The 20487-nt window shown below is 64.1% G+C and carries 23 protein-coding genes; 11 read left to right on the top strand and 12 right to left on the bottom strand.

What is annotated here, in order from left to right; genetic code table 11:
• Positions 1 to 227 precede the first annotated feature (227 nt).
• From ACE039_RS15455 to ACE039_RS15440, 4 genes are all read left to right on the top strand, one after another.
• The gene (locus tag ACE039_RS15455) at positions 228 to 1244 is read left to right on the top strand and encodes an amino acid ABC transporter substrate-binding protein (protein ID WP_448712363.1); all 1017 of its coding nucleotides are present in this window, start codon (positions 228 to 230) and stop codon (positions 1242 to 1244) included.
• 147 nt (positions 1245 to 1391) lie between these two features.
• The gene (locus ACE039_RS15450) at positions 1392 to 2582 is read left to right on the top strand and encodes an amino acid ABC transporter permease (RefSeq protein ID WP_310034488.1); all 1191 of its coding nucleotides are present in this window, start codon (positions 1392 to 1394) and stop codon (positions 2580 to 2582) included.
• 1 nt (position 2583) lies between these two features.
• Positions 2584 to 3684, top strand: coding sequence for an amino acid ABC transporter permease (locus ACE039_RS15445; RefSeq protein ID WP_105560279.1), 1101 nt, complete (start codon positions 2584 to 2586; stop codon positions 3682 to 3684).
• Between the two features lie 60 nt (positions 3685 to 3744).
• Entirely contained in the window at positions 3745 to 4485 is a 741-nt protein-coding gene (locus tag ACE039_RS15440; protein ID WP_105560278.1) for an amino acid ABC transporter ATP-binding protein, read from the top strand.
• Between the two features lie 119 nt (positions 4486 to 4604).
• Here ACE039_RS15440 and ACE039_RS15435 read toward each other — a convergent pair whose 3' ends face one another.
• A complete protein-coding gene (locus ACE039_RS15435) occupies positions 4605 to 4766 on the bottom strand; it encodes a hypothetical protein (protein ID WP_485822747.1) in 162 nt (53 codons plus the stop codon).
• A gap of 248 nt (positions 4767 to 5014) precedes the next feature.
• Here ACE039_RS15435 and ACE039_RS15430 point away from each other — a divergent pair, with 248 nt between their 5' ends.
• Together ACE039_RS15430 and ACE039_RS15425 are read left to right on the top strand one after the other, a co-directional pair.
• Positions 5015 to 5704, top strand: coding sequence for a hypothetical protein (locus ACE039_RS15430; protein WP_485822746.1), 690 nt, complete (start codon positions 5015 to 5017; stop codon positions 5702 to 5704).
• Between the two features lie 267 nt (positions 5705 to 5971).
• Positions 5972 to 6337 (top strand): hypothetical protein, encoded by a 366-nt coding sequence (locus tag ACE039_RS15425; protein ID WP_310034492.1) that lies wholly within the window; start codon positions 5972 to 5974, stop codon positions 6335 to 6337.
• A gap of 153 nt (positions 6338 to 6490) precedes the next feature.
• Here ACE039_RS15425 and ACE039_RS15420 read toward each other — a convergent pair whose 3' ends face one another.
• The gene (locus ACE039_RS15420) at positions 6491 to 6970 is read right to left on the bottom strand and encodes a hypothetical protein (protein WP_485822745.1); all 480 of its coding nucleotides are present in this window, start codon (positions 6968 to 6970) and stop codon (positions 6491 to 6493) included.
• 208 nt (positions 6971 to 7178) lie between these two features.
• On the opposite strand from ACE039_RS15420, the gene ACE039_RS15415 reads away from it, so the two are divergent.
• Positions 7179 to 8195 carry a Bug family tripartite tricarboxylate transporter substrate binding protein gene (locus tag ACE039_RS15415; protein ID WP_448712370.1) on the top strand — a complete coding sequence of 339 codons (1017 nt, stop codon included), beginning with the start codon at positions 7179 to 7181 and terminating at the stop codon, positions 8193 to 8195.
• A gap of 68 nt (positions 8196 to 8263) precedes the next feature.
• On the opposite strand, the gene ACE039_RS15410 is transcribed toward ACE039_RS15415, so the two are convergent.
• The 10 genes from ACE039_RS15410 to gtdA all read right to left on the bottom strand — a co-directional run bounded on the left by ACE039_RS15410 (position 8264) and on the right by gtdA (position 18271).
• On the bottom strand, positions 8264 to 9439 hold the full coding sequence (locus ACE039_RS15410; RefSeq protein ID WP_313458972.1) for an ABC transporter substrate-binding protein: 1176 nt from the start codon (positions 9437 to 9439) through the stop codon (positions 8264 to 8266).
• 22 nt (positions 9440 to 9461) lie between these two features.
• Positions 9462 to 10676, bottom strand: a complete 1215-nt coding sequence (locus ACE039_RS15405; protein ID WP_485822744.1) for a 3-hydroxybenzoate 6-monooxygenase — start codon at positions 10674 to 10676, stop codon at positions 9462 to 9464.
• Positions 10677 to 10695: 19 nt separating this feature from the next.
• Entirely contained in the window at positions 10696 to 12048 is a 1353-nt protein-coding gene (locus tag ACE039_RS15400) for an FAD-dependent oxidoreductase (protein WP_485822743.1), read from the bottom strand.
• Positions 12049 to 12074: 26 nt separating this feature from the next.
• Positions 12075 to 13076, bottom strand: a complete 1002-nt coding sequence (locus ACE039_RS15395; RefSeq protein ID WP_485822742.1) for a Bug family tripartite tricarboxylate transporter substrate binding protein — start codon at positions 13074 to 13076, stop codon at positions 12075 to 12077.
• The gene (locus tag ACE039_RS15390) at positions 13069 to 13446 is read right to left on the bottom strand and encodes a chorismate mutase (RefSeq protein WP_409516473.1); all 378 of its coding nucleotides are present in this window, start codon (positions 13444 to 13446) and stop codon (positions 13069 to 13071) included. Before ACE039_RS15390 ends, ACE039_RS15395 begins: the two co-directional genes overlap by 8 nt.
• Positions 13447 to 13454: 8 nt before the next feature.
• Positions 13455 to 14093 (bottom strand): maleylacetoacetate isomerase, encoded by a 639-nt coding sequence (gene maiA, locus ACE039_RS15385; RefSeq protein ID WP_105560268.1) that lies wholly within the window; start codon positions 14091 to 14093, stop codon positions 13455 to 13457.
• Positions 14094 to 14133: 40 nt separating this feature from the next.
• Positions 14134 to 15099, bottom strand: coding sequence for a tripartite tricarboxylate transporter substrate binding protein (locus tag ACE039_RS15380; RefSeq protein ID WP_485822741.1), 966 nt, complete (start codon positions 15097 to 15099; stop codon positions 14134 to 14136).
• Between the two features lie 77 nt (positions 15100 to 15176).
• On the bottom strand, positions 15177 to 16436 hold the full coding sequence (locus ACE039_RS15375) for a flavin-dependent oxidoreductase (protein WP_313458956.1): 1260 nt from the start codon (positions 16434 to 16436) through the stop codon (positions 15177 to 15179).
• A gap of 2 nt (positions 16437 to 16438) precedes the next feature.
• Complete coding sequence (locus tag ACE039_RS15370; protein ID WP_485822740.1) at positions 16439 to 17137, bottom strand: fumarylacetoacetate hydrolase family protein; 699 nt, start codon at positions 17135 to 17137, stop codon at positions 16439 to 16441.
• A 57-nt stretch (positions 17138 to 17194) separates the two neighbouring features.
• Complete coding sequence (gene gtdA, locus ACE039_RS15365; RefSeq protein ID WP_105560264.1) at positions 17195 to 18271, bottom strand: gentisate 1,2-dioxygenase; 1077 nt, start codon at positions 18269 to 18271, stop codon at positions 17195 to 17197.
• Positions 18272 to 18454: 183 nt separating this feature from the next.
• Here gtdA and ACE039_RS15360 point away from each other — a divergent pair, with 183 nt between their 5' ends.
• From ACE039_RS15360 to ACE039_RS15345, 4 genes are all read left to right on the top strand, one after another.
• Entirely contained in the window at positions 18455 to 19390 is a 936-nt protein-coding gene (locus tag ACE039_RS15360; protein ID WP_313458947.1) for a LysR family transcriptional regulator, read from the top strand.
• Positions 19390 to 19935, top strand: a complete 546-nt coding sequence (locus ACE039_RS15355; protein ID WP_485822739.1) for a hypothetical protein — start codon at positions 19390 to 19392, stop codon at positions 19933 to 19935. The genes ACE039_RS15360 and ACE039_RS15355 overlap by 1 nt, the downstream gene beginning before the upstream one ends.
• Before the next feature lie 80 nt (positions 19936 to 20015).
• On the top strand, positions 20016 to 20243 hold the full coding sequence (gene relB, locus ACE039_RS15350; protein WP_313458941.1) for a type II toxin-antitoxin system RelB family antitoxin: 228 nt from the start codon (positions 20016 to 20018) through the stop codon (positions 20241 to 20243).
• Between the two features lie 20 nt (positions 20244 to 20263).
• Positions 20264 to 20419: a type II toxin-antitoxin system RelE family toxin gene (locus ACE039_RS15345; protein WP_448712390.1), complete on the top strand. Its 156-nt coding sequence runs from the start codon at positions 20264 to 20266 to the stop codon at positions 20417 to 20419.
• The last annotated feature ends 68 nt before the right edge of the window (positions 20420 to 20487 follow it).

Here is a 20487-nt window from a genome sequence, read left to right as displayed (position 1 = left end):
CCCGGACACGTTTTCGCCAGAACGAAATGAATGCGTCTTGAGACAAATCGGATACGCTACAACACGTCCCCGTTTTCGTACGAAAACACGGATTGATTTCGCCAGTGTCCCTAAATTTCAAGGGAATTCCCCGATGTGCCGGCCGCTGCGTGGACGCTACCATCCGCCCCATGCGTCGGCCCAACCCGGTCGAGGCAAGGCTCGATTTGTCCCACACGGAGATCACGATGAAAGTACTGAAACTCGCTGCAATTGGCGCGGCACTGTTTGCCGCATCCACGGCTGCCAATGCGGGCGCGACCTTCGATAACGTTAAAAAGAAAGGGTTTGTCCAATGCGGGGTTTCGACGGGCATTCCGGGTTTCTCGATCGCCGACAGCAAGGGTGAATACAAGGGCATCGACGTGGACCTGTGCCGCGCCATCGCATCCACGATGTTCGGCGACGCCTCCAAGGTCAAATTCACGCCGCTGAACACGCAGCAACGCTTCACCGCGCTGCAGTCGGGCGAGGTCGACGTGCTGACCCGCAACACCACCGTGACGCTGACCCGCGACACGACGCTGGGCCTGATCGGCGTGGGCGTGAACTACTACGACTCGCAAGGTGTCATGGTCTCCAAGGACCTGAACGTCAAGAGCGCCAAGGAACTGAACGGCGCCACCATCTGCGTGCAGCCCGGCACCACCACCGAATTGAACCTGGCTGACTGGTTCCGCGGCCAGAAGATCGAATTCAAGCCGGTCGTGATCGACAAGTACGACGAAATCATCCGCGCCTTCTCGGCCGGCCGCTGCGACGCCTTCACGACCGACAAGTCGCAACTGGCTTCCACGCGCACCACGCTCGAGAACCCGGACAAGTACGTCATCCTGCCGGAAGACTTCTCCAAGGAGCCGTTGGGCCCCATGGTCCGCCAAGGCGACGAGCAATGGTTCAACGTGGTCCGCTGGTCGCTGAACGCCATGCTGGAAGCCGAGGAATACGGCATCACCAAGGCGAACGTCGAAGAAATGGCCAAGAGCCCCAATCCCAATATCCAGCGCATCCTGGGCGTGACCCCCGGCATGGGCAAGAACCTGGGCGTGGACGACAAGTGGGCATTCAACATCATCAAGAACGTGGGCAACTACGGTGAAAGCTTCGAAAACACGCTGGGCAAGAACAGCGCGATGAAGCTGGAACGTGGTTTGAACGCGTCGTATAAGCAAGGCGGTTTGATGTACGGCTGGCCGGTGCGCTAACACACGGCTGCCTGGCAAAACGGAGCCTCGGGCTCCGTTTTGCCTAGGGCCTATCAAGGCCCTACCCCGCCATAGAGCGGGCGGCAGGAGTGGGGGGCGTGGCCTTGCCGGCGTTGCCACCCGGTGTACGACTTCTGTAGATTCAACATGACGACTTCCAATAAAAACGCCCCGATTTCGGCGCCCCGCCGGCGGCTGAACTGGAACGACCCCGGCGTGCGCTCCGTGGTCTACCAGGTGCTTGCGCTGGCAGCGGTAGCCTGGGCTGTGTGGTTCCTGGTTTCCAACACGCTTCACAACCTGTCCGTGCGCAATATCGCCACGGGCTTCGGGTTCCTGAGCCGTGAAGCCGGGTTCGCGATCGGCGAAACGCCCATCGCCTACAGCCCCGCAAACGATTACGGCCGTGCCATCCTGGTCGGCTTGCTCAACACCCTGCGCGTCGCCGTCATCGGCATCGTGCTGGCCACCATCCTTGGCACCCTGATCGGTATCGGCCGCCTGTCCAAGAACTGGCTGGTGGCGAAGATCACCTCGGTGTACGTCGAGGTGATGCGTAATGTGCCGCTGCTGCTGCAGCTGTTCTTCTGGTACGCGCTGATCACGGAAAACATGCCGGGCCCGCGCCAGGCGCACAATCCGATGCCGGGCGTCTTCATTTCCAACCGCGGCCTGAAAGTCCCCGGGCTGGAAGGCAATTCGCTGGACTGGATGCTGGCCGGACTGGGACTGGCCATCGTGGCCATCATCTTCCTGGGTCACTACGGCAAGAAGCGCCATGAGGCCACCGGCCATATGTTCCCGCTGGGTCGCTGGGCCATCGGCCTGCTGATCGGGTTGCCGATCGTCGGCTGGCTCGTCAGTGGCGCGTCGCTGACGCTGGACATGCCGGAACTCAAAGGCTTCAACTTCTCGGGCGGTTTGACGCTGTCGCCGGAATTCGCCGCGTTGCTGGCGGGTCTGGTGATCTACACGTCGGCGTTCATCGCCGAAGTGGTGCGGTCGGGCATCCAGGCCGTGAACAACGGCCAGTGGGAAGCCGCCGGTTCGCTGGGGCTGCGCCGCAAGCAGGTGCTGCGCCTGGTCATCCTGCCGCAGGCGCTGCGCGTGATCATCCCCCCGATGACCAGCCAGTACCTGAATCTGACGAAGAACAGCTCGCTGGCGGTCGCCATCGGCTATCCGGACATCGTGTCGGTGGTCAACACCACGCTGAACCAGACGGGCCAGGCGATCGAGGGCATCCTCATCATCATGGGCGCCTACCTGACGGTCAGCCTGTCGATCTCGATATTCATGAACTGGTACAACAAGCGCATCGCGCTGGTGGAGCGTTGAGATGAGCAGCACTACGCATACCCCCAGCGAAGGCCTGCCGCCGCCCAGCACGCACGTGGGCGCATGGGCATGGATCAAGTCCCGCCTCTTCTCGTCGCCGCTGAACATCCTCATCACGGTACTGCTTGCGTGGTTCCTGCTGATGGCGGTGCCGGCGCTGCTGGAATGGGCCTTCTTCAAGGCTGACTTCAATGCGGCCAACGCCCAGGAATGCCGGGCTTCCGGTGGCGCCTGCTGGGCGTTCATCATCGAGAAGCATCGGCTGATCCTGTTCGGCACCTATCCGTTCGACGAGCAATGGCGTCCGCTGATCGCCACCATCATCCTGGTGGCGGTCATTGTTTGCAGTGGCATCCGCCGTTTCTGGAACTGGAAGCTGGCGGTCATCTGGGTCGTCGGCCTGACCGCCGTGGCGCTGTTGATGTGGGGCGGCGTGTTCGGCCTGACCTACGTGGAAAACGCACGCTGGGGCGGCCTGCCGCTGACGCTGATCCTGTCCACGTTCGGTATCGCCTTCGCGTTCCCCATCGGCGTGCTGCTGGCCCTGGGCCGGCGCTCGAAGATGCCCGCCATCAAGGCGCTGTGCGTCGTGTACATCGAATTGATCCGCGGCGTGCCGCTGATCAGCCTGCTGTTCATGTCGTCGGTGATGTTGCCGTTGTTCCTGCCGGAAGGCTTCTCGATCGACAAGCTCTTGCGCGCGCAGATCGCCATCATCATGTTCGCCGCCGCCTATATCGCGGAAACGGTGCGCGGTGGTTTGCAGGCCATCCCGAAAGGGCAGTACGAAGGCGCGGATTCGCTGGGTCTGAACTACTGGCAGCAGATGCGCAAGATCATCCTGCCGCAGGCGCTGAAGATCGTGATCCCGCCGCTGGTCAGCATCTTCATCGCGCTGTTCAAGGACACGTCGCTGGTGGTGATCATCGGCATCTTCGATTTGACCTTGGCGGCCAAGGCGGCGTTGTCCGACGCGGCATGGCGCGGATTCGGCGTAGAGGCGTATCTGTTCATCTCGCTGATCTACTTCGTGTTCTGCTTTTCCATGTCCAAGTACAGTCAGGCGCTTGAAAAACGTCTTGCGACTGATCACAAACGCTAGCCAATGCCGCGCGTCCGCCGCATGGCGGGCGCGCGCAGCGATATTTACGGGAGTACAGGCATGCCGGATGCCATTATTCGTTTGCAGGACGTGAACAAGTGGTATGGCCAGTTCCACGTGTTGCGCAACATCAACCTGGACGTGGCGCAAGGCGAGCGCATCGTGGTGTGCGGCCCCTCGGGGTCGGGCAAGTCCACGATGATCCGCTGCATCAATCGTCTGGAAGAGCACCAGAAAGGCCACATCATCGTGGACGGCACGGAGCTCACCAATGACCTGAAGCACATCGAGACGATCCGCAAGGACGTGGGCATGGTGTTCCAGCACTTCAATCTTTTCCCGCACCTGACGGTGCTGGAAAACCTGACGCTGGGCCCCATGTGGGTGCTGAAGAAGCCGCGCGCGGAAGCCGAGGCGACCGCGATGAAGTATCTGGAACGCGTGCGCATTCCGGAACAGGCCAAGAAATTCCCCGGCCAGCTGTCGGGCGGCCAGCAACAACGTGTGGCCATCGCGCGTTCGCTGTGCATGAACCCCAAGATCATGCTGTTTGATGAGCCGACGTCCGCGCTTGACCCGGAAATGGTCAAGGAAGTGCTGGACGTGATGGTCAGCCTGGCCCAGGAAAGCGGCATGACGATGATCTGCGTGACCCACGAAATGGGCTTCGCACGCAAAGTCGCCAACCGCGTGATCTTCATGGACCGAGGCGAGATCATCGAGCAGAACAGCCCGGACGAGTTCTTCGATAACCCGCAGAACGACCGCACCAAATTGTTCCTGAGCCAGATCCTGCATTGATCGGCTGACGACAAAAAGCCTTCACGGCAAGCACCCCAGCAACTGGATTACGGTCCGGCTGCTGGGGTGTTTTTTATGGATGTATCGCATTGACGGCAAGATTCCTCGTCGCTACAGATCTACTTCAGGACCGAATGGATAACGAACCGGTCCATCTCGCCTTCAGGCAGGTAGGGCTCGGCCCGCAAGGTCACGGTGCGCCCCGCGAAACGCTCATCGGCCTCGTCCAGCATGCGCACGCCGGTAATCGGCTCGGCGATGCAGAAGCCGTCCACTGACATGGCAAGATTGTCGAAGGCCGCCTCTGTGGCGGCGTAGCGCGCGGGCCGCCATTCAAGCGCTCAAGCAACGCCAACGCCCCCAGCGCGCCGAGCGATTGTATGTCCTTGCCATCAAGAAATAGCGGACGCTGATTCTGAGCCGGCATGATTTCGGCCAGGCGCTCAGCCTGGTATCCCAATACCCCAAACAGACGTTCAATTTCGTGGCAAACTTTTATAATAAATACTTCGTATAGGAAACATCGCCATTGTCGCGCGCCCTTCAATATCTCTCGTCGCCGGCCTTACGTTGGGCATTGCCGACGCTGGTCCTTCTGGCCGCCACCGGGTGCGGGTCTAATTACGTCGATAGCTCGGCCAAAGCACCGCTGCGCAAGCTTAACCCCGCTCCGACGCAGGCCTATGAGATACGGCTCACACTTGCTAATGCATCCGATCTCTCAAGCGCAGACGACGGCAAATCGCCGTTTACGGTAGTCGAGGGCACTGTGCAGTTCGACGCCAGCAACGGCGCCCGCTGCGGGAAATCCAACGCCCTGTCCGGCCACGTGCCGACATTGTCCAGCCACGAACCGTTCCGCCTTTCCCGTATATCCGCCACCGAGTACGTGGGCACCGTGTATGCCGACATGCTGCTCGATGAGGACTATTACGGGCGGGGGGTATGCCATTGGGCATTGACAGAGGCCCGCGTCGCTTTGCGAGCGCGGGCGGACATCGCCGATACGCGATTCGTAGCCGGGCTGCCTGCGAAAGAAGTGCTCGCGGGCGCTACACAGGCGCGCTATTTCTGGAAAGGGTATTACCCTCGATTCGAGAACGGGCAACATTCTGATTATGGAAGTAGCCAGTTGGATGCCGTTCCGGCCGATAAGCTTAACGAGTTTTTCACCGTGACACTGAAGGCCAGGAAGATCGCTGGCGACGTTCAACGCTAGTGAATGCAGGACGGAAGGAATTGGCTCCCCCCGCTATCACCGATTAGACCTTGCCCGGATAGCGGGGCGCTAGCCTATGCCCCTCGATAGCTCCGAGCTGCAAGGCGCCAGGGTTTCGAATACATTGACGCCCTAGATAAATAAATGCGAAAGCTTCGCGGCCAGATTTGCGTCGGGGAATCTGGAGGCACTTGGCAAGTTTTTCGATGGCGTGCCCGTCAAAGAGCACCCATTTCTCAACGATGGAACCTTGGGATAACGGTCAAAATGAAGAAATTGGCACTGCTTGTCGTCTTGTCATCACTACTGGGGGGATGCACCTCTGGACAGATGAACATGCTGATGGGCACTCGGAACAAAACCTACAACGACGTCAATGCACCTTGGGTCGGCAGCACGGAAGAGCAATTGATTTCCAAGTGGGGACCGCCCAAAAAGAGCTATACGCTTGAAAGCGGCGCAAGAATCATTTCGTACGAAGAGATCTGGGGCCCACTCTCCGCATACCACGTATGCATAGAGAAATTCATGATCGAAAAGGGTGTCGTGACCAAATGGGGGATTTCGGATTGCCCAAAACGCATTTCCGGCACGCTACCGAAAGACACCCCTATTCCACAACCGACTCTGTAGGGCAACGCGTCCTGATTCGCAGACCCAGGCTATGGGCATGTCGTCTATGGCAAACCGCACGGACGGCCAATAGCCATCCATGAACCAGGTCGCCCCGCGCGCCAGAGGAAATGCAGCGCCGCGTTGGCATATGGGGCTGCGGTTGCTACGACGTTACGCCAGAAGCGCCGCCATGGCGCGGCCCGCAATCATGTCTTCGAACAGGGCCGCGAGATTCGGGGCGACGTCGCGCGTGTCCTCGAATTCCGGCTCGATGCCGTGCACGATACGGCCCGAGTCGCGCTCTATCGCCAGGAATTCGTAATCGCCCGCAACGCTCATGTAGATCGGCGTGTGCTGTTGCCAGAAGTCCAGGACCGCCTGCCGGCCGGCGTCGTCCAGCGCGGCCTCCAGGCTGATATCGCGCAGGGTGTGCCAGGGAAAGGCGCTGTCCGCCGTGCAGGCATGGTCGGCTGCGCTCAGGAACCAGCGTGTCTGGTTCGCGTTGTTCAATTCGGTGAATGTCGCCAGGAAAGCGCCATAGCCGTACGCCTCGCCCGGCGCGGCCGCTGGCGTCGAGGTGGGCGTGGCCCGCAGCACCGTCCAGCCATGAGCAGCGAGATGATCCAGGAAGCGTTGTGGCTGCGATGTCATGTCGGTTTCCTCGGATGGGGTATCTATGATATTGCAGTCTGACGCCTTATTTTTTGAGCGCGGGAGCGGTTCGCTTTCAAGCACCCCAAGCGTTGGCTTGAATCGCGTGATCTTCGGCTTAATTCCAGGCGTATCCTTTTGTTACGTCGACCCGCTTGCTGCGGTATGCTACTGACCGCCATAGATCTGGAGTGAGGAGAAAAACACCATGACGAACACCCCCCGTAGCGCGGTCCGCCGCGCCTTGCTGCAAGGCGCCGTGGCGCTGGCCGCCACCCTGCCTTTCGGCGCGCCAGCCCTGGCGCAAGCCACTGATTTCCCGACGAAGCCGATTCGCTTCGTCGTGCCGTACCCGCCCGGCGGCCCGCTGGACACCATGGCCCGCATGCTGGCCGAAAAGGTGCGCGGTTCGCTGGGCCAGCCCGTGATCGTTGAAAACCGCTCGGGCGCGGGCGGCAACATTGGCGCCGACCTGGTGGCCAAGGCGCCGGCCGACGGCTACACGCTGGTGATGGGCGCGGTGGCCACGCACGCGATCAACCCCTGGTTGTTCGCGAACCTGCCCTACGACCCGGTCAAGGATTTCGCGCCCGTGACCATCGTGGCGTCGGTTCCGAACGTGTTGGTGATGAACGTTGAATTCGCCGAGAAGAACAAGATCAAGACGCTGGCCGACCTGGTCGACTACGCCAAGAAGAATCCGGGCAAGCTGAACTACGGTTCGGGCGGCAACGGTAGCGCCGGCCATCTGTCTGGCGAGCTGCTCAAGGCGCGTGCAGGCATCAGCGTGGAACACATTCCTTACCAGGGCGCGGCGCCCGCGCAGTTGGCGTTGCTGTCGGGGCAGTCGGATTTCATGTTCGACAATCTGGCGGCGTCGGCGCCGTTGATCAAGGACGGCAAAGTGAAGGCGCTGGCCGTGACGACGGCAAAGCGTTCGTCGTTGCTGGCGGATGTGCCGACGGTTGAAGAGTCGGGTGTGAAGGGCTTTGACCTGGGCACGTGGTTTGGCGTGTTCACCACGGGTGGCACGCCGGCGCCGGTGGTGGCCAAGTTGAACAAGGCCTATGCCGATGCGATGCAGCAGCCGGATGTGAAGCAACGCCTGTTGACCATGGGCTCGGAAGCCAGCCCGATGACGCCGGAAGCCTTTGCCGATTTCGTGAAGAGCGAAAAGGCCAAGTACCAGGAAATCGTCAAGATCTCGGGCGCCAGCTTGAATTGATGGATCGTTGATCCGACGCCACGGCAGGTCTTTGGGGGCAGCATGCGCTGCCCCCTTTCATTTGCTGCCTACATCTTGCAATCCGCCGCGTGCACGTCGGTGTGGTCGCGGGCCAGGACTTTCTGGTTCTTGTACACGAGCTTGCCGTCCGGGCCGGCTTCGATGTGCAGCAGGTACCAGTCCTGTATCGGGTGCTGGTTGGGACCGAACTTGAATTTGCCGCGCACGGTGGGGAAGTCGGCCTTCCGCAACGCGTTGCGGAAGTCGTCGGCGCGGCCGGTGACGTCGCCGTTGACGGCTTTAAGCGCGGACGCGATCAGGTTGGCGGTGTCGTAGGCTTGCGCGGCATACGCCGTGGGCGGGCGTTTGTAGGCCTTGGTGAAGGCGTCGACGAAGTGCTTGTTCTGCGCGTTGTCCAGGTCGGCGCTCCATAGCGAACTCAGATAGAAGCCCTTGCTGGCCGTGCCGGTGGCGGCCAGCATGCGGTCGTCCATCGAGTAGATGGGCGTGATCATCCGGATCTTGTCCGACAGGCCGGAGTTGGCGAACTGCTTGGTCAGGTTGATGCCTGCGCCGCCCGGGTGGAACTGGAAGATGGCATCGGGATTCAGCGAACGGATGCGGGCAAGCTCCACCGAGAAATCGGCTTGTTCCAGCTTGGTGTAGATCTCTTCGGCGATCTCGCCCTTGTAGGCGCGCTTGAAGCCGGCCACGGCGTCGCGGCCGGCCTGATAGTTCGGGGCCATGACGACGACGCGCTTGGCGCCCAGTTCGTTGGCGGCGATGCCGGCCGTGTCGGCGTAAGAGTCGTTCTGGAAGGCGACGGCGAAATAATTCGGGTTGCAGGCCTTGCCGGCGTAGTTGGAGGGGCCGGCGTTCAGACTGACGTAGAAGCCGCCGGCGTTCAGCACCGTGGGGCCGACGGCCGCCATGACGTTCGAGAAGTTCACGCCCGTGAAGAGCCGCACGCCGTCCTGCACCATCTTGTCGGCGATCTGTTTGGCGTTGGCGGGTTTGAGCGCATCGTCTTCGACGCGCACGTTGACGGGCACGCCGCCCAGCTTGCCGCCGCCTTCCTTCACGGCCAGCATGAAGGCGTCGCGCTCGTCCTCGCCAATGTAGCCGGCGGGGGTGGAAAGCGTGCCGATAAAGCCGATGTCGACCGGCTTTTGCTGCGCGTGGGCCGCGGATGCGGCCAAGGCCAGCAGGATGGCGGCCGTGCCGCCGATAGCGCTCTTTTTCATGTTGTCTCCTCTTGTGCTGTTGTTATGCCGCCGTGAGGCAGTTTTCCACCTTCCAACCGTACAGCCACTGCAACGCGTCATAGAACTGGGACTGGCTGCGGCCGGTCCATAGCATGTTGCGCACGGTGCGTTCGACGCCCCGCGCGTGATAGAGCCGGCCCATTTCCCGGGTGGACCAGACCACGCGCGCGCTGCGCGGGATGCGGACCGATTCGTAAAGGCGAAAGGCGGCCTCCAGGTCGTGTCCGCAATGCCGCACGGCCTGGCCCAGCGTCACCGCGTCTTCCAGCGCCATGCACGCGCCCTGGGCCATGTATTGCGTCATGGGATGGGCGGCATCGCCCAGCAAGGTCACGCGGCCCTGGCCCCACTGTTCGACCGGTTCGCGGTCGGCGGTGGCCCAGCGCTTCCAGGATGTGGGGCGATCCAGCATCTGGTGCGGGCGCGGATGGATGCCCTGGAAGTACGACAGCACTTCTTCCTTGCTGCCTTCGCGCACGCCCCATTCCTCTTGCTCGCGGCTGTGGAAGGTGACGACCAGGTTGTACTGCTGGCCGCCGCGCAGGGGGTAGTGCACCAGATGGCAATGCGGGCCGGCCCACAGCACGGGCGCGTTGATGCGCAGCTCTTCGGGCATGTTGTCGCGTTCGACCACCGCGCGATAGACGACGTGGCCGGTCACGCGCGCGGGGTCGCCCACCGTGCGTTCGCGGATCACCGATTTGACACCGTCCGCGCCCACCACGGCATCCGCGCGGTAGCGGTTGCCGTCCGTATCGGTAACCTCGACGCTGCCGCCGTCTTGCGACATGCCCGCGATCTGGGTGGACGTGCGAAAGCGGATCAGCGGGTTCTGCTGCACGGCTTCCAGGATGGACAGGTGGATGTCGGCGCGATGGATCACGGCGTATGGGCCGCCGAAGCGCGTTCGGAACGCGTCGCCCGTGTCGATGCGCACGACTTCCCGGGCGTCGACCGCGTCCATCATGATGATGTGATCGGTGAAGACCGCGCGCGTGCGCGCCGTCTGTCCGACGCCCAAGGCGTCCAGGGCCGCGAAGGCGTTGGGCCCCAACTGGATGCCGGCGCCGATCTCGCCGATATGCGCGGCCTGCTCCAGCAGTTGCACTGCGATGCCTTGCCGGGTCAGCGCCAGCGCGGCGGCCAGGCCGCCGATGCCGCCGCCCACCACGATGACGGATCGGGTTGCCTGAGTGGTTGTCGTGGACGTGTTCATGGTTGTTCTCCGCGGCCCGTCATTCCTGGCCGCCCAGGAAGGCGCCTTGCCGCTTCAACTGGGCCTGCAAGGCCGCGATGGGCACGTCGGCAGGCGCGATATCGGCGCGCAGGGCCATCGCTGCCGCGGTGCCCGCCGCTTCTCCCATGACGAAGCAGCTGCCGCTGACACGCGCGGCCGACTGGCCTTCGTGGGTCATCGATGCGCAGCGTCCCGCCACCAACACGTTGTCCGCGACGCCGGGGCCGCGCTTGGGCACCATCATGCGGAACGGCAGCTGGTTGTAGCCGCGCGATTCGGGAATGGGCGGCCACAGCCATTGCACATCGCCTGCCGTGTGCATTTCCAATGGCCAGCCGTTCACGCCAATGCTGTCGTCAAAGTCGGCGCAACCCAGCACGTGTTCCTTGGTCAACACGGCTTCGCCGACGATGCGGCGGGTTTCGCGAATGCCCAGCTGCGGCGCGATGTCCAGCACATACGCGTTCTCGAATCCCGGCACCTTGGCGCGCAGGAACGCCAGGTATTGCACGATCTGGCGGCGGCCTTCCAGTTCGCCGGCGGACAGCGAGCCGGCGTCGGTGCCATCGGCTGCGTTGCCGTCGGCATTGGCCAGTTGCGTGACGTTGACGCGCCATTCGTAGTCGTGCTTTTGCGGACGGACGATGGCGCCCCGGCGCGGGAACGTGAATTCGCCGCTGGCCGCGGCCTGGTCCATCAAGACCGGGATGGTCTTCCAGGCTTCCTGGGCGCGCGCGCCGTCCACATTGCCCACCTTGAACATCAGGGTGGGGTAAAGCATGTGGCCGTGTTCATCGCCTTTTTCGAAGGGCAGGCCGCCCCATTTTGCGATGTCGGCGTCGCCCGAACAGTCGATGAACACCTTGGCGCGCACGGCGCAGCGGCCCGATTTGGTTTCCAGGAACAACGCGTCCACGCGGCCATCTTCGGCGCGCGTCAGACCGGTAGCCAGCGCGTGGAACAGCACCTGCGCGCCACTGTCCTGCACCAGCCCGTCCGCTGCGCACTTGAAGGCCGATATGTCATAGGCCTGGGCGTGGATCTTGCCCAGGATCAGATGGGGGTCGTTCAAGCCGTCCATGGCGCGCATGCGGTCAAGCAGGTCGTTGGTCATGCCATGCACCACTTGCCGGATGTCGCCATGGATGTTGGCATGCAGGCCGCAGAAGTTCGACACGCCTGCCGCCGTGCCCATGCCGCCCAGGAAGCCGTAGCGTTCCGCCAGCAGGACGCGGGCGCCGTTGCGCGCGGCGCTGGCGGCCGCCAGCACGCCGGCGGGGCCGCCGCCCAGTACCACGACGTCGTACTCGCCGTAGAGCGGGACCTGGCGCGCGGGTTCGTTGATGACCATTCGATTCTCCTTGCTTGCGTGGCGGCTCACTGGCCTTTGATGCCCAGCTTCGTGATCAGGGGGGCCCAGCGCTTCAGTTCGTCGTCCATGTAGGCGCGGAACTCGGCCGGCGTGCTGCCGACCGGATCCATGAACGGCGTTTGCAGCCGCTTGGTGACTTCCGGGTCGCGGATAGCCTGGATCAGCGCATCCGACAGCTTCTTCTGGATGTCGGCCGGCACCTTGGACGACACCACGAAGCCGATCCACGCGGATCCCTCGATACCCGGCACGCCCACTTCAGCAAGCGTCGGGATGTCCGGCAGCAGCGCGGAACGCTTGGACGAGGTGACGGCCAGGGCTTTCAGCCGCCCGTCTTTCACCATCGGCATGACGGCGATGGGGGGCAGCGCCGCGAACTGCGTATCGCCCGACAACAGCGAAGTCAGCGCGGCGGGCGACGAGGGGTAGGGCACGTGCGTGGCGCGCGCGCCGATCTGCTGCAGCAGTAGTTCTACGGCCAAGTGCGATACGGTGCCTGCCCCGGGCGACGGGAAGTTGTATTTGTCCGGATTCCGCTTCAACGCATCCAGCAACTGGCCGACATTGCCGATCCCGGCCGACGCCGGCACGACCAGCACGTTGGGCTGGTGCACGGCCAGTGTCAGCGGTGACAGATCGGTCGCCGGCGCATACGGCAACTTATCGAACAACAGCGTGTTGTTCACCAGCGGGCCGGTGATGGACACGCCGAAGGTGTAGCCGTCGGGCTTGGCGTTGGCGATGGCGAAGGTGCCGATGTTGCCGCTGGCGCCCGGCTTGTTTTCGATGACGATGGTCTGGCCCAGGATGGCGCCCGCCTTTTCGCCGACGATGCGGGCGACCTGGTCGGGACTGGACCCGGGCCCGAAGGGCACGATGGCTTTGAGCGGCTGCGTGGGCCACGCATCGGCGGCAAGCGCCGAGGTCAGCGGCGCCGCGGCGGCCAGCCCCATCAGGGCGCGCGCCGCCACGCGGCGGGCCAGCGTCAGCGGACGGAGCTTATTCATGCGCGTCTCCCACGTCTTTCATGGTGTTGAAATAGGTTTGTTCGTTGGCGATGAACGCGGCGACCATCGCGCGGTAGGCCGCGTCGACGACCGCTTCAAGGTTGGCGAAGCCTGGGTTATGCCGTTGCGCCAGCGCGCGCGCCTTGTCGAACACCTGGGCCTGGCGCGCGGGCGCGCTGACCTGGAACGCATCGCGCTTGAAGCGGGCGGCGTCTTTCACGTACATGGCGCGCTCGGCGATCAGGCGCACGATCTCGTCGTCCAGCCGGTCGATGTTGGCGCGCACCTCGGCCAGGTTGGCGCACAGCGGGCGGTAGTCCGGGTCGGTGTATTCGCGCAGCGGCGCGCCGTGGGTGTCGGGTTCTTGCATTGGCGTCGTCATTGGGTGTAGTCGGGTTGGCGCGTGGGTGCCGCTTGCTGGAAGGCGGGCTGCGCGTTGCAATGGTCGAAGATGCGCAGGATGCGCGGGTAGGCGGCCAGGTCGCAGCCCATTCGCTGCGCGTTGGCCACTTGCGGCACCAGGCAGCAATCGGCCAGCGTGGGTGCGTCGCCGAAGCAATAGGCGCCATGCCCGTGGCGCGCCAGCAGTTCCTCGACCGCGGTCAGGCCTTCGCGGATCCAGTGGTGGTACCAGGCGTTCTTCTGTTCGTCGGTTGCACCCAGCACGTCTTGCAGATAACGCAGGATGCGCATGTTGTTGACGGGGTGGATGTCGCAGGAAATGGCGTCGGACAGTTCCAGCACGCGTGCGCGGGCCAGGACGTCGGCCGGGATCAGGCGCGGCTCGGGATGCGTGGCGTCCAGGTAGTCGATGATGGCAAGCGATTGCGACAGCCGGATATCGCCGTCGGCCAGCAGCGGCACGCCCGCCGATGGGTTCTGCGCCACATAGTCGGCGGCGCGTTGTTCCTGCCGGCGCAGGTTCACGGGCAGATACGTGTAAGGCAGGCCCTTGAGCGCCAGCGCGATGCGCACGCGGTAGGACGTCGAGCTATTGAAGAAGCTGTGGAGTTGCATGGGTTGTGCGTCGGTAGGGGCGGAAAGTCGAGGAATGGCCTTATTCGGCCGCGATGCCGGTGCGCGCGACGACGTCGTCCCAGCGCTTGGCGTCACGAGCGATCAGGGCGCCAAAATCGGCGGGCGTGGACGTCGCGGGGACCATGCCCTGCGCATCAAAGGCGGTGGCCGTGGCCGGCGTCTTCAGGATGGCGTTGATTTCCCGGTTCATGCGGTCGACGATGGCGGGCGGTGTGCCCTTGGGCGCCAGCACGCCGTACCACATGTCCACGTCGGCGCCTTGCAGGCCGGCTTCCGTCAGCGTGGGCGTGTCCGGCAATTGCGGCAGGCGCTTCGGGCTGCCCGTGGCAATCACTTTCAGCTTGCCCGCCTTGATTTGCGGCAGCGCCACGTGCACCGGCAGAAACATGTAGTCCAGGCGGCCGCCGAGCATGTCGGTGACGGCGCCCGCCGTGCCCTTGTAGGGCACGTGCAGCATGGTGGTGCGGGTGCGGTCCAGGAACAGCGCCATCGAGAGGTGATGCGGCGTGCCCACGCCGGGCGTGCCGTAGCTGAGTTTGCCCGGGGCGGCGCTGGCCGCGCGCACCACGTCGTCGACGGTATTGGCGGGGTTGGACGGATGCGTGACCAGCAGCAGCGAACCCCAGGACGTCAGGCCGACTGGCGCAAAGTCCTTCTGCGGATCGAACCTTAGCTTGCCCTTGTAGAGGCTGGCGTTCATGACGAACGTATTCACCGTCACCAGAAAGGTGTAGCCGTCGGCCTCGGCGCGCGCGGCTTTTTCGCTGCCGATGTTGCCGCTGGCGCCGGCAAGATTCTCCACCACGACGGGCTGCCCCAGCGTTTGGGGAAGGCTTGCCGCCAGTTGGCGGGCGATCAAGTCGATGCCGGTGCCCGGGGTGAACGGAACCACCAGCGTGATGGGCCGTTCCGGCCATGCCGCGTGGCTGGCCGCGGCCGCAAGCGTCAGCACCGCGGCGCCAAGAAGGCGGATGAACTTGCACATGGTTTGTCTCTCCAGTTGCTGTTGCCGGTCATGCGCCGGCTTGATGTCGGCGGCGGCCAAGGCCGCGCCGGGTCGCGCTATACGTAGGATGCCCGGGCTTTCAGCGCCTCGGGGTCGAAACCGGCCACCTGCTTGTAGCGCCGGGAAATGCGCTCAAGTTCGTCTCGGCTGATCACGTCTTCGATGCGCGTGTAAGGACGGTCGGCGGAACGTTCATGCACCTCGCGCAGGATGGCGTCGGGCGGATTGCTGCGGTTGGTCAGGACCACGCGGGTGGTGGCCTCCACCCGGGCGCGGTCATAGGCCTGCAACGCGTCGGGGATGAGCCCCTGGCGCTTTAGCTGGCCCGTCAGATAGCGGGCGTCTATCACCGCCTGGCCCGCGCCGTTCGAGCCACGGGGCACCATCGGATGCGCGGCGTCGCCCAGCAAGGTCATGCGGCCTTTCGTCCAGGTGGGCAGCGGGTCCTGGTCCACCATCGGATATTCCAGAATGGCGTCGGCGTCCTGGATCAGACGCGCGACATCCAGCCAATCGAAATGCCAATCGGCGAACGCGGGAAAGAAATCCTCAAGCCGGCCGCTGCGGTTCCAGTCGCGAACGGCGGGTTCGGCGGCTTCGATCTCGGCCACCCAGTTCACCAGCTGGTTGCCGTTGGCGTCGATGTTGTCGCGGATGGGATAGATGACCATTTTTCCGGTCGACAGCCAGCCCGCCCGGACCATGCTGGCGCCGGACAGGAACGGCTTGCATCGTGTGGTGCCGCGCCACATGTTCACGCCGGAATAGCGGGGCGCGCCTTCTTGCGGATAGAGCTGCTTGCGCAGCACCGAGTGGATGCCATCGCAGCCGACCGCGATGCGTCCGCGCACGGGGGCCAGCGCATTGCCGTCGTTGTCCTGGAAACGCGCCGTCACGGTGTCGGCATCTTGCTCCACGCCGGTGCAGCGGGCGTTGACCGTCACGCAACCGTCGCCCAGGCGTTGCCGCACGGCTGCCAGCAGCGCCATTTGCAGATCGCCGCGATGGACGGAGTATTGCGGCCAGTCGTAGCCGGCATCCAGGCCGGCGGGCTCGCCGTAGATGAACTGGCCATGGCGGGTATAGAACACGGATTCGCGCGTGCGCACGGCAATCGCGTCCAGCGCGGGCAGCAGACCCAGCTCGTCCAGTTCGCGGGTGGCATGCGGCAGCAGGTTGATGCCCACGCCCAGCGGCTTGATCTCGGACACGGCTTCGTAGACGCGGCACGCGATGCCGGCCTGGTGCAGGCTTAGCGCCAACACCAGGCCACCGACTCCGGCGCCCACGATGATCACATCGGTGTCGTATCGCATGGCTACACCATTCGCACGCTGAGCGTGCCCAGGCCGTCGACGCCGCCCACCATCGTGTCGCCGCGCACCACGGGCCCCACGCCTTCGGGCGTGCCGGTGTAGATCAGGTCGCCGGCTTCCAGGCGGAAGTACCTTGACAGATAGGAGATGGTTTCGGCGATGGACCAGATCAGCTTGCCGACGTCGCTGCGTTGCTTGTCGGCGCCGTTGACCTGTAGCCAGATGGCGGCCTGGCCGATGCCGTTGACCGACCCGGCGGAGTGCAGCGGGCCGATGGGCGCGCTGTGGTCGAAGGCCTTGCCCAGTTCCCACGGGCGGCCGGCTTCACGCATTTTCATCTGCAGGTCGCGCCGCGTCATGTCCAGGCCCACGGCATAGCCCCAGACGTGCGCCAGTGCGTCGTCCACGGCGATATGGTCGCCGCCCTTGCCGATGGCCGCGACCAGTTCGATCTCGTAATGCAGGTTGGCGGTCTCGGGCGGGTAGGGCAGGTCCAGCGTTTGGCCGGCGGCGACCGGCACGACCGCGTCGGCCGGCTTGCAGAAGAAGAAGGGCGGTTCACGGTCGGGATCGAAGCCCATTTCGCGGGCGTGGGCGGCGTAGTTGCGGCCCACGCAGTACACGCGGCGGACGGGGAAGGCATCCTGGCTGCCAGCGATGGGCACGGCGACAGGAGCGGCGGGAGCAAACACGAAAGACATGGATCACCCTTGGGATACGGGGGTTGGGAAAATCGGAATAGGTCGCGCGGCGCCCGATCAGGCGATGCGTTCTTCGCGCCACAGGCCCAGCGCGTCCTGCACGGGGCGGTCCGAATAGCTGAACAGCGTGGCGTCTTCCAGCGCGGCAAGTTGCACGGGCAGCCAGGACGGGGCGACGAAGACGTCGCGCGGGCCGAAGTGGAATTCCTGGTCGCCGATGCGCGCCGTGCCGCGCCCTTCCACCACGCTGTAGACCGTGGAGTCGGTGCTGCGGTAAGTCTTGCCCTGGAAGCCGGCGGGCAGCAGTTGCATGAACGTGGCCATCGTCGGCATGGGGTAGCCGCCCGTGGCAGGGTTCAGGTAACGCAGCTTCACGCCGTCCCAGGGATCCAGTTCCCCGTGGCGGTACAAGGCGTCCAGCGCCTCGCGGCTGCGTTCGTAGGGATAGTTGAAGATGGGCGAGGTGCCGCTTGTGGCTTGATGGCGCACGGGCGCCATGTTGTGTCCGAAGCGGGCCATGCTGTCGCCCTCGGGCCGGGTGACGGGCTGCGTGGCCTGGGGATAGTTTTCGGCGAAGCCGGCGTCCAGGAACCGTAGCAGCGGGATGTCCAGGCCGTCCAGCCACACGACGGGTTCCCCGCCTTCCGCGGTTTCGGCATTGCCGTGGTCGTGCCAGGTCCACGATGGCGTGATGATGAAGTCGCCCGGGTGCATGGTGGTGCGCTCGCCGTTCACGGCCGTGTAGGCGCCGCGCCCTTCCACGATGAAGCGCAGCGCCGATTGCGTGTGGCGATGGCTGGGTGCGATCTCGCCAGGCAGAATCAATTGCAGGCCGGCGTACAGGCTCTGCGTGATGCTGGCCTGGCCCGGCAGCCCGGGGTTTTCCAGGATCAGCACGCGGCGCACGGCTTCTTCCGCGGTGATCAGCGAACCCGACGCCATCACGTCGTCGCGCACGTCGTCGTACTTCCACAGGGCGGGCACGCAGCGAGGGGCGGGCTGGCGGGGTACCAGGTTGTGCAGGGACTCCCACAAGGGAGCCATGTGCTTCTTGGCGATGCGCGTGTAATAGGCTGCGCGATCAGCGCTGCGGTCGGCAGCGTGATCGGCGCCGGCGGTGTGGCCGTCGGGCATGGTTGTCTCCTGTATGTCCGGCTATTGCCGGCTTCTACGGGTGGCCGCCGCGTGGGTCGCGGCTGGTCCGGGTATGGAGACGATTATGCGCAGGCAGCTATGTGTTTAATAATGAAATTATCTTATTATCCATACGAATAACAATATACATACGAGACAAACCTCCTTCCAACGAGGGCCCGCATGGACTGGACTCACCGCCTGCGGCTGCGCAATTTGAAGATGCTGCTCAGTCTGGCGCAGACCCGCAACATCAGCCATTCGGCCGCGATGCTCAACACCACGCAGCCGGGGTTGTCCAAATGGCTGAAAGACCTGGAAGACGATATCGGCCTGCCGCTGTTCGAGCGTCACGCGCGCGGCTTGCGCCCAACGCCGCATGGCGATGTGCTGATCGCCCATGCGCAGCGTGTGGAATCGCAGCTGGACCGCGCCAGCGCCGACATGGCCGCGCTGCGTGAAGGCGGCGGGGGCCGCGTGGTGATTGGCGCATCGGGCGCGTCGGCGTCCGATACGGTGCCGCTGGCGGTGATGAAGCTGCTGGAACGCATGCCGCAAGCGCGCGTGAAACTCGTCGAGGGCACGACGGACCGCCTGCTGGCGCAACTGGCCCAGGGAGACCTGGACATCGTGGTGGGACGCTCGGCGCCCGAACACCATGACCCCGCGATCCGGTTCGAAGCCTTGTACCTGGAACCGATCCACCTGGTGGCGCGTCCGCGCCATCCGCTCTTCGCCATCGAGCAACCCGGTTGGCAGGACCTGTTGTCGTACCGCTGGATCCTGTGGCCCAAGGGCACGCCCATCCGCAATGCCGTGGACGCCGCGTTGGCGGCGGCGGGGCAGGCGCCGCCGGCGGACCATATTGAGTCGAACTCGGTCACGATCAACCTCACGCTGATCAACAACAGCGACATGATCGGCGTGGCGTCGCATCGCGCGGCGCTGCGGTTTTCGCAGATGCGGGCGATGCGGATCATCCCGATGCGACTTTCCGGCTTCGGATCCGTGGCGATGTACTGGCGCGAAGACGCCTTCAGGCCCCTGGCGGTGCAGGAAGCGATGGCGGCCTTGCGCAACACCGTGTCGGAACACGCACCCGGCGTGACAAGGCCGTGATGCCTGCTTCCGGCGCGGGCCTGAATGCGTTGATCGCGCAGTGCCGCCGGGTAGAGGCGGCGCTGGCGGTCGGCGTCGATCCGGCCACGTCGGTGGCCATGCATCGGTTCCTGGCCGACATGGACGCCCGGCGGACGCCGCCGGGGATGTGGTCGCCGTTGGCGTTGTCGGTGCTGGTGATGACGGGCGGCCTGGGCGTGGGAATCGAAGTGCTGAGCCTGCTGCTTAGCGTGGCCGGCGCGGCCTGGGCGGCATTCGCCCTGGTGGCGGTATGCGCGGCGACGGCGCTGGCGTTGGCGATCGGGGTGGTGATGCTGATGGCGGGACGGTCGGCCGGGCTGGTGGTGGTGAAGTGGCTGGCGATCGGGCTGGTGGCGGTGGGCGGCCTGGGGCTCATCGCGTGGACGCAGGGAGATGTGCGGGCCGTGGGGCCGGTGGTGGCGCTGCTGGGTGGATTGGGGGCTTGGTTGGTGGCGAACAGCGGCGCGTTTTTTGTGTTCGTGGGGTATCGGGTGGGAAGGCGGTATCTCGATCGTCGGGGGTAGGGTGTTGATTCTTGAGGCGCCCTGCGCGGCGGCAGGATGAATTTGGATACAATGAATACATGTATTCGGTGGGAGGGGGTATGCCTACATCCATTCGGCTTGATCCGATGATTGAGCAGCGGCTTGATCATCTGGCGGAAGTGACGGGGCGCAGCAAGGCGTATTACCTGCGCGAGTTGATCGTGAGTGGTCTTGAAGACCTTGAGGATCGCTATTTGGCTGAGCGTGAGCTGGAGGCCGTCCGCAAAGGTAAGTCCAAGACCTACACCCTAGAGGAGGCGGAAAAGAAACTTGGCCTGGCTGATTAAGCTGAGCAGCGCGGCCACGCGTGATTTGTCCAAACTCGATAGACCCGCCGCCATGCGGATCACGGCATTGGCGGTATCGAGTCGGCGATTTCAGGATCATCGCCAGCATCGAACATCAGGCGCTCTGTGTTCTTGTCGTCAAGGTAGGTAATCGGCGTGACGTGTATCGCCGATAAGCGTGTGCCGCCAGACCGGCTTCTTTGTCTGCGGAAAGGAAAAGCGGGGGGGGCATCGAGATTCACTG

The organism is Achromobacter maghribensis (genome assembly GCF_057334215.1).
The sequence above is the reverse complement of the archived record's forward strand: the minus strand, read 5'-3'. Positions and strand labels throughout refer to the sequence as shown.

Bases quoted from the DNA above. Each gene is read 5' to 3' on its own strand.
- ACE039_RS15405 (WP_485822744.1), bottom strand. From the start codon at position 10,676: ATGAACACGTCCACGACAACCACTCAGGCAACCCGATCCGTCATCGTG.
- ACE039_RS15410 (WP_313458972.1), bottom strand. From the start codon at position 9,439: ATGAAAAAGAGCGCTATCGGCGGCACGGCCGCCATCCTGCTGGCCTTG.
- gtdA (WP_105560264.1), bottom strand. From the start codon at position 18,271: ATGCCCGACGGCCACACCGCCGGCGCCGATCACGCTGCCGACCGCAGC.
- ACE039_RS15370 (WP_485822740.1), bottom strand. From the start codon at position 17,137: ATGTCTTTCGTGTTTGCTCCCGCCGCTCCTGTCGCCGTGCCCATCGCT.
- ACE039_RS15400 (WP_485822743.1), bottom strand. From the start codon at position 12,048: ATGGTCATCAACGAACCCGCGCGCCAGGTCCCGCTCTACGGCGAGTAC.
- ACE039_RS15455 (WP_448712363.1), top strand. From the start codon at position 228: ATGAAAGTACTGAAACTCGCTGCAATTGGCGCGGCACTGTTTGCCGCA.
- ACE039_RS15415 (WP_448712370.1), top strand. From the start codon at position 7,179: ATGACGAACACCCCCCGTAGCGCGGTCCGCCGCGCCTTGCTGCAAGGC.
- ACE039_RS15450 (WP_310034488.1), top strand. From the start codon at position 1,392: ATGACGACTTCCAATAAAAACGCCCCGATTTCGGCGCCCCGCCGGCGG.
- ACE039_RS15375 (WP_313458956.1), bottom strand. From the start codon at position 16,436: ATGCGATACGACACCGATGTGATCATCGTGGGCGCCGGAGTCGGTGGC.
- ACE039_RS15380 (WP_485822741.1), bottom strand. From the start codon at position 15,099: ATGTGCAAGTTCATCCGCCTTCTTGGCGCCGCGGTGCTGACGCTTGCG.
- ACE039_RS15395 (WP_485822742.1), bottom strand. From the start codon at position 13,076: ATGAATAAGCTCCGTCCGCTGACGCTGGCCCGCCGCGTGGCGGCGCGC.
- ACE039_RS15420 (WP_485822745.1), bottom strand. From the start codon at position 6,970: ATGACATCGCAGCCACAACGCTTCCTGGATCATCTCGCTGCTCATGGC.
- ACE039_RS15445 (WP_105560279.1), top strand. From the start codon at position 2,584: ATGAGCAGCACTACGCATACCCCCAGCGAAGGCCTGCCGCCGCCCAGC.
- maiA (WP_105560268.1), bottom strand. From the start codon at position 14,093: ATGCAACTCCACAGCTTCTTCAATAGCTCGACGTCCTACCGCGTGCGC.
- ACE039_RS15425 (WP_310034492.1), top strand. From the start codon at position 5,972: ATGAAGAAATTGGCACTGCTTGTCGTCTTGTCATCACTACTGGGGGGA.
- ACE039_RS15360 (WP_313458947.1), top strand. From the start codon at position 18,455: ATGGACTGGACTCACCGCCTGCGGCTGCGCAATTTGAAGATGCTGCTC.
- relB (WP_313458941.1), top strand. From the start codon at position 20,016: ATGCCTACATCCATTCGGCTTGATCCGATGATTGAGCAGCGGCTTGAT.
- ACE039_RS15390 (WP_409516473.1), bottom strand. From the start codon at position 13,446: ATGCAAGAACCCGACACCCACGGCGCGCCGCTGCGCGAATACACCGAC.
- ACE039_RS15435 (WP_485822747.1), bottom strand. From the start codon at position 4,766: ATGTCAGTGGACGGCTTCTGCATCGCCGAGCCGATTACCGGCGTGCGC.
- ACE039_RS15440 (WP_105560278.1), top strand. From the start codon at position 3,745: ATGCCGGATGCCATTATTCGTTTGCAGGACGTGAACAAGTGGTATGGC.
- ACE039_RS15355 (WP_485822739.1), top strand. From the start codon at position 19,390: ATGCCTGCTTCCGGCGCGGGCCTGAATGCGTTGATCGCGCAGTGCCGC.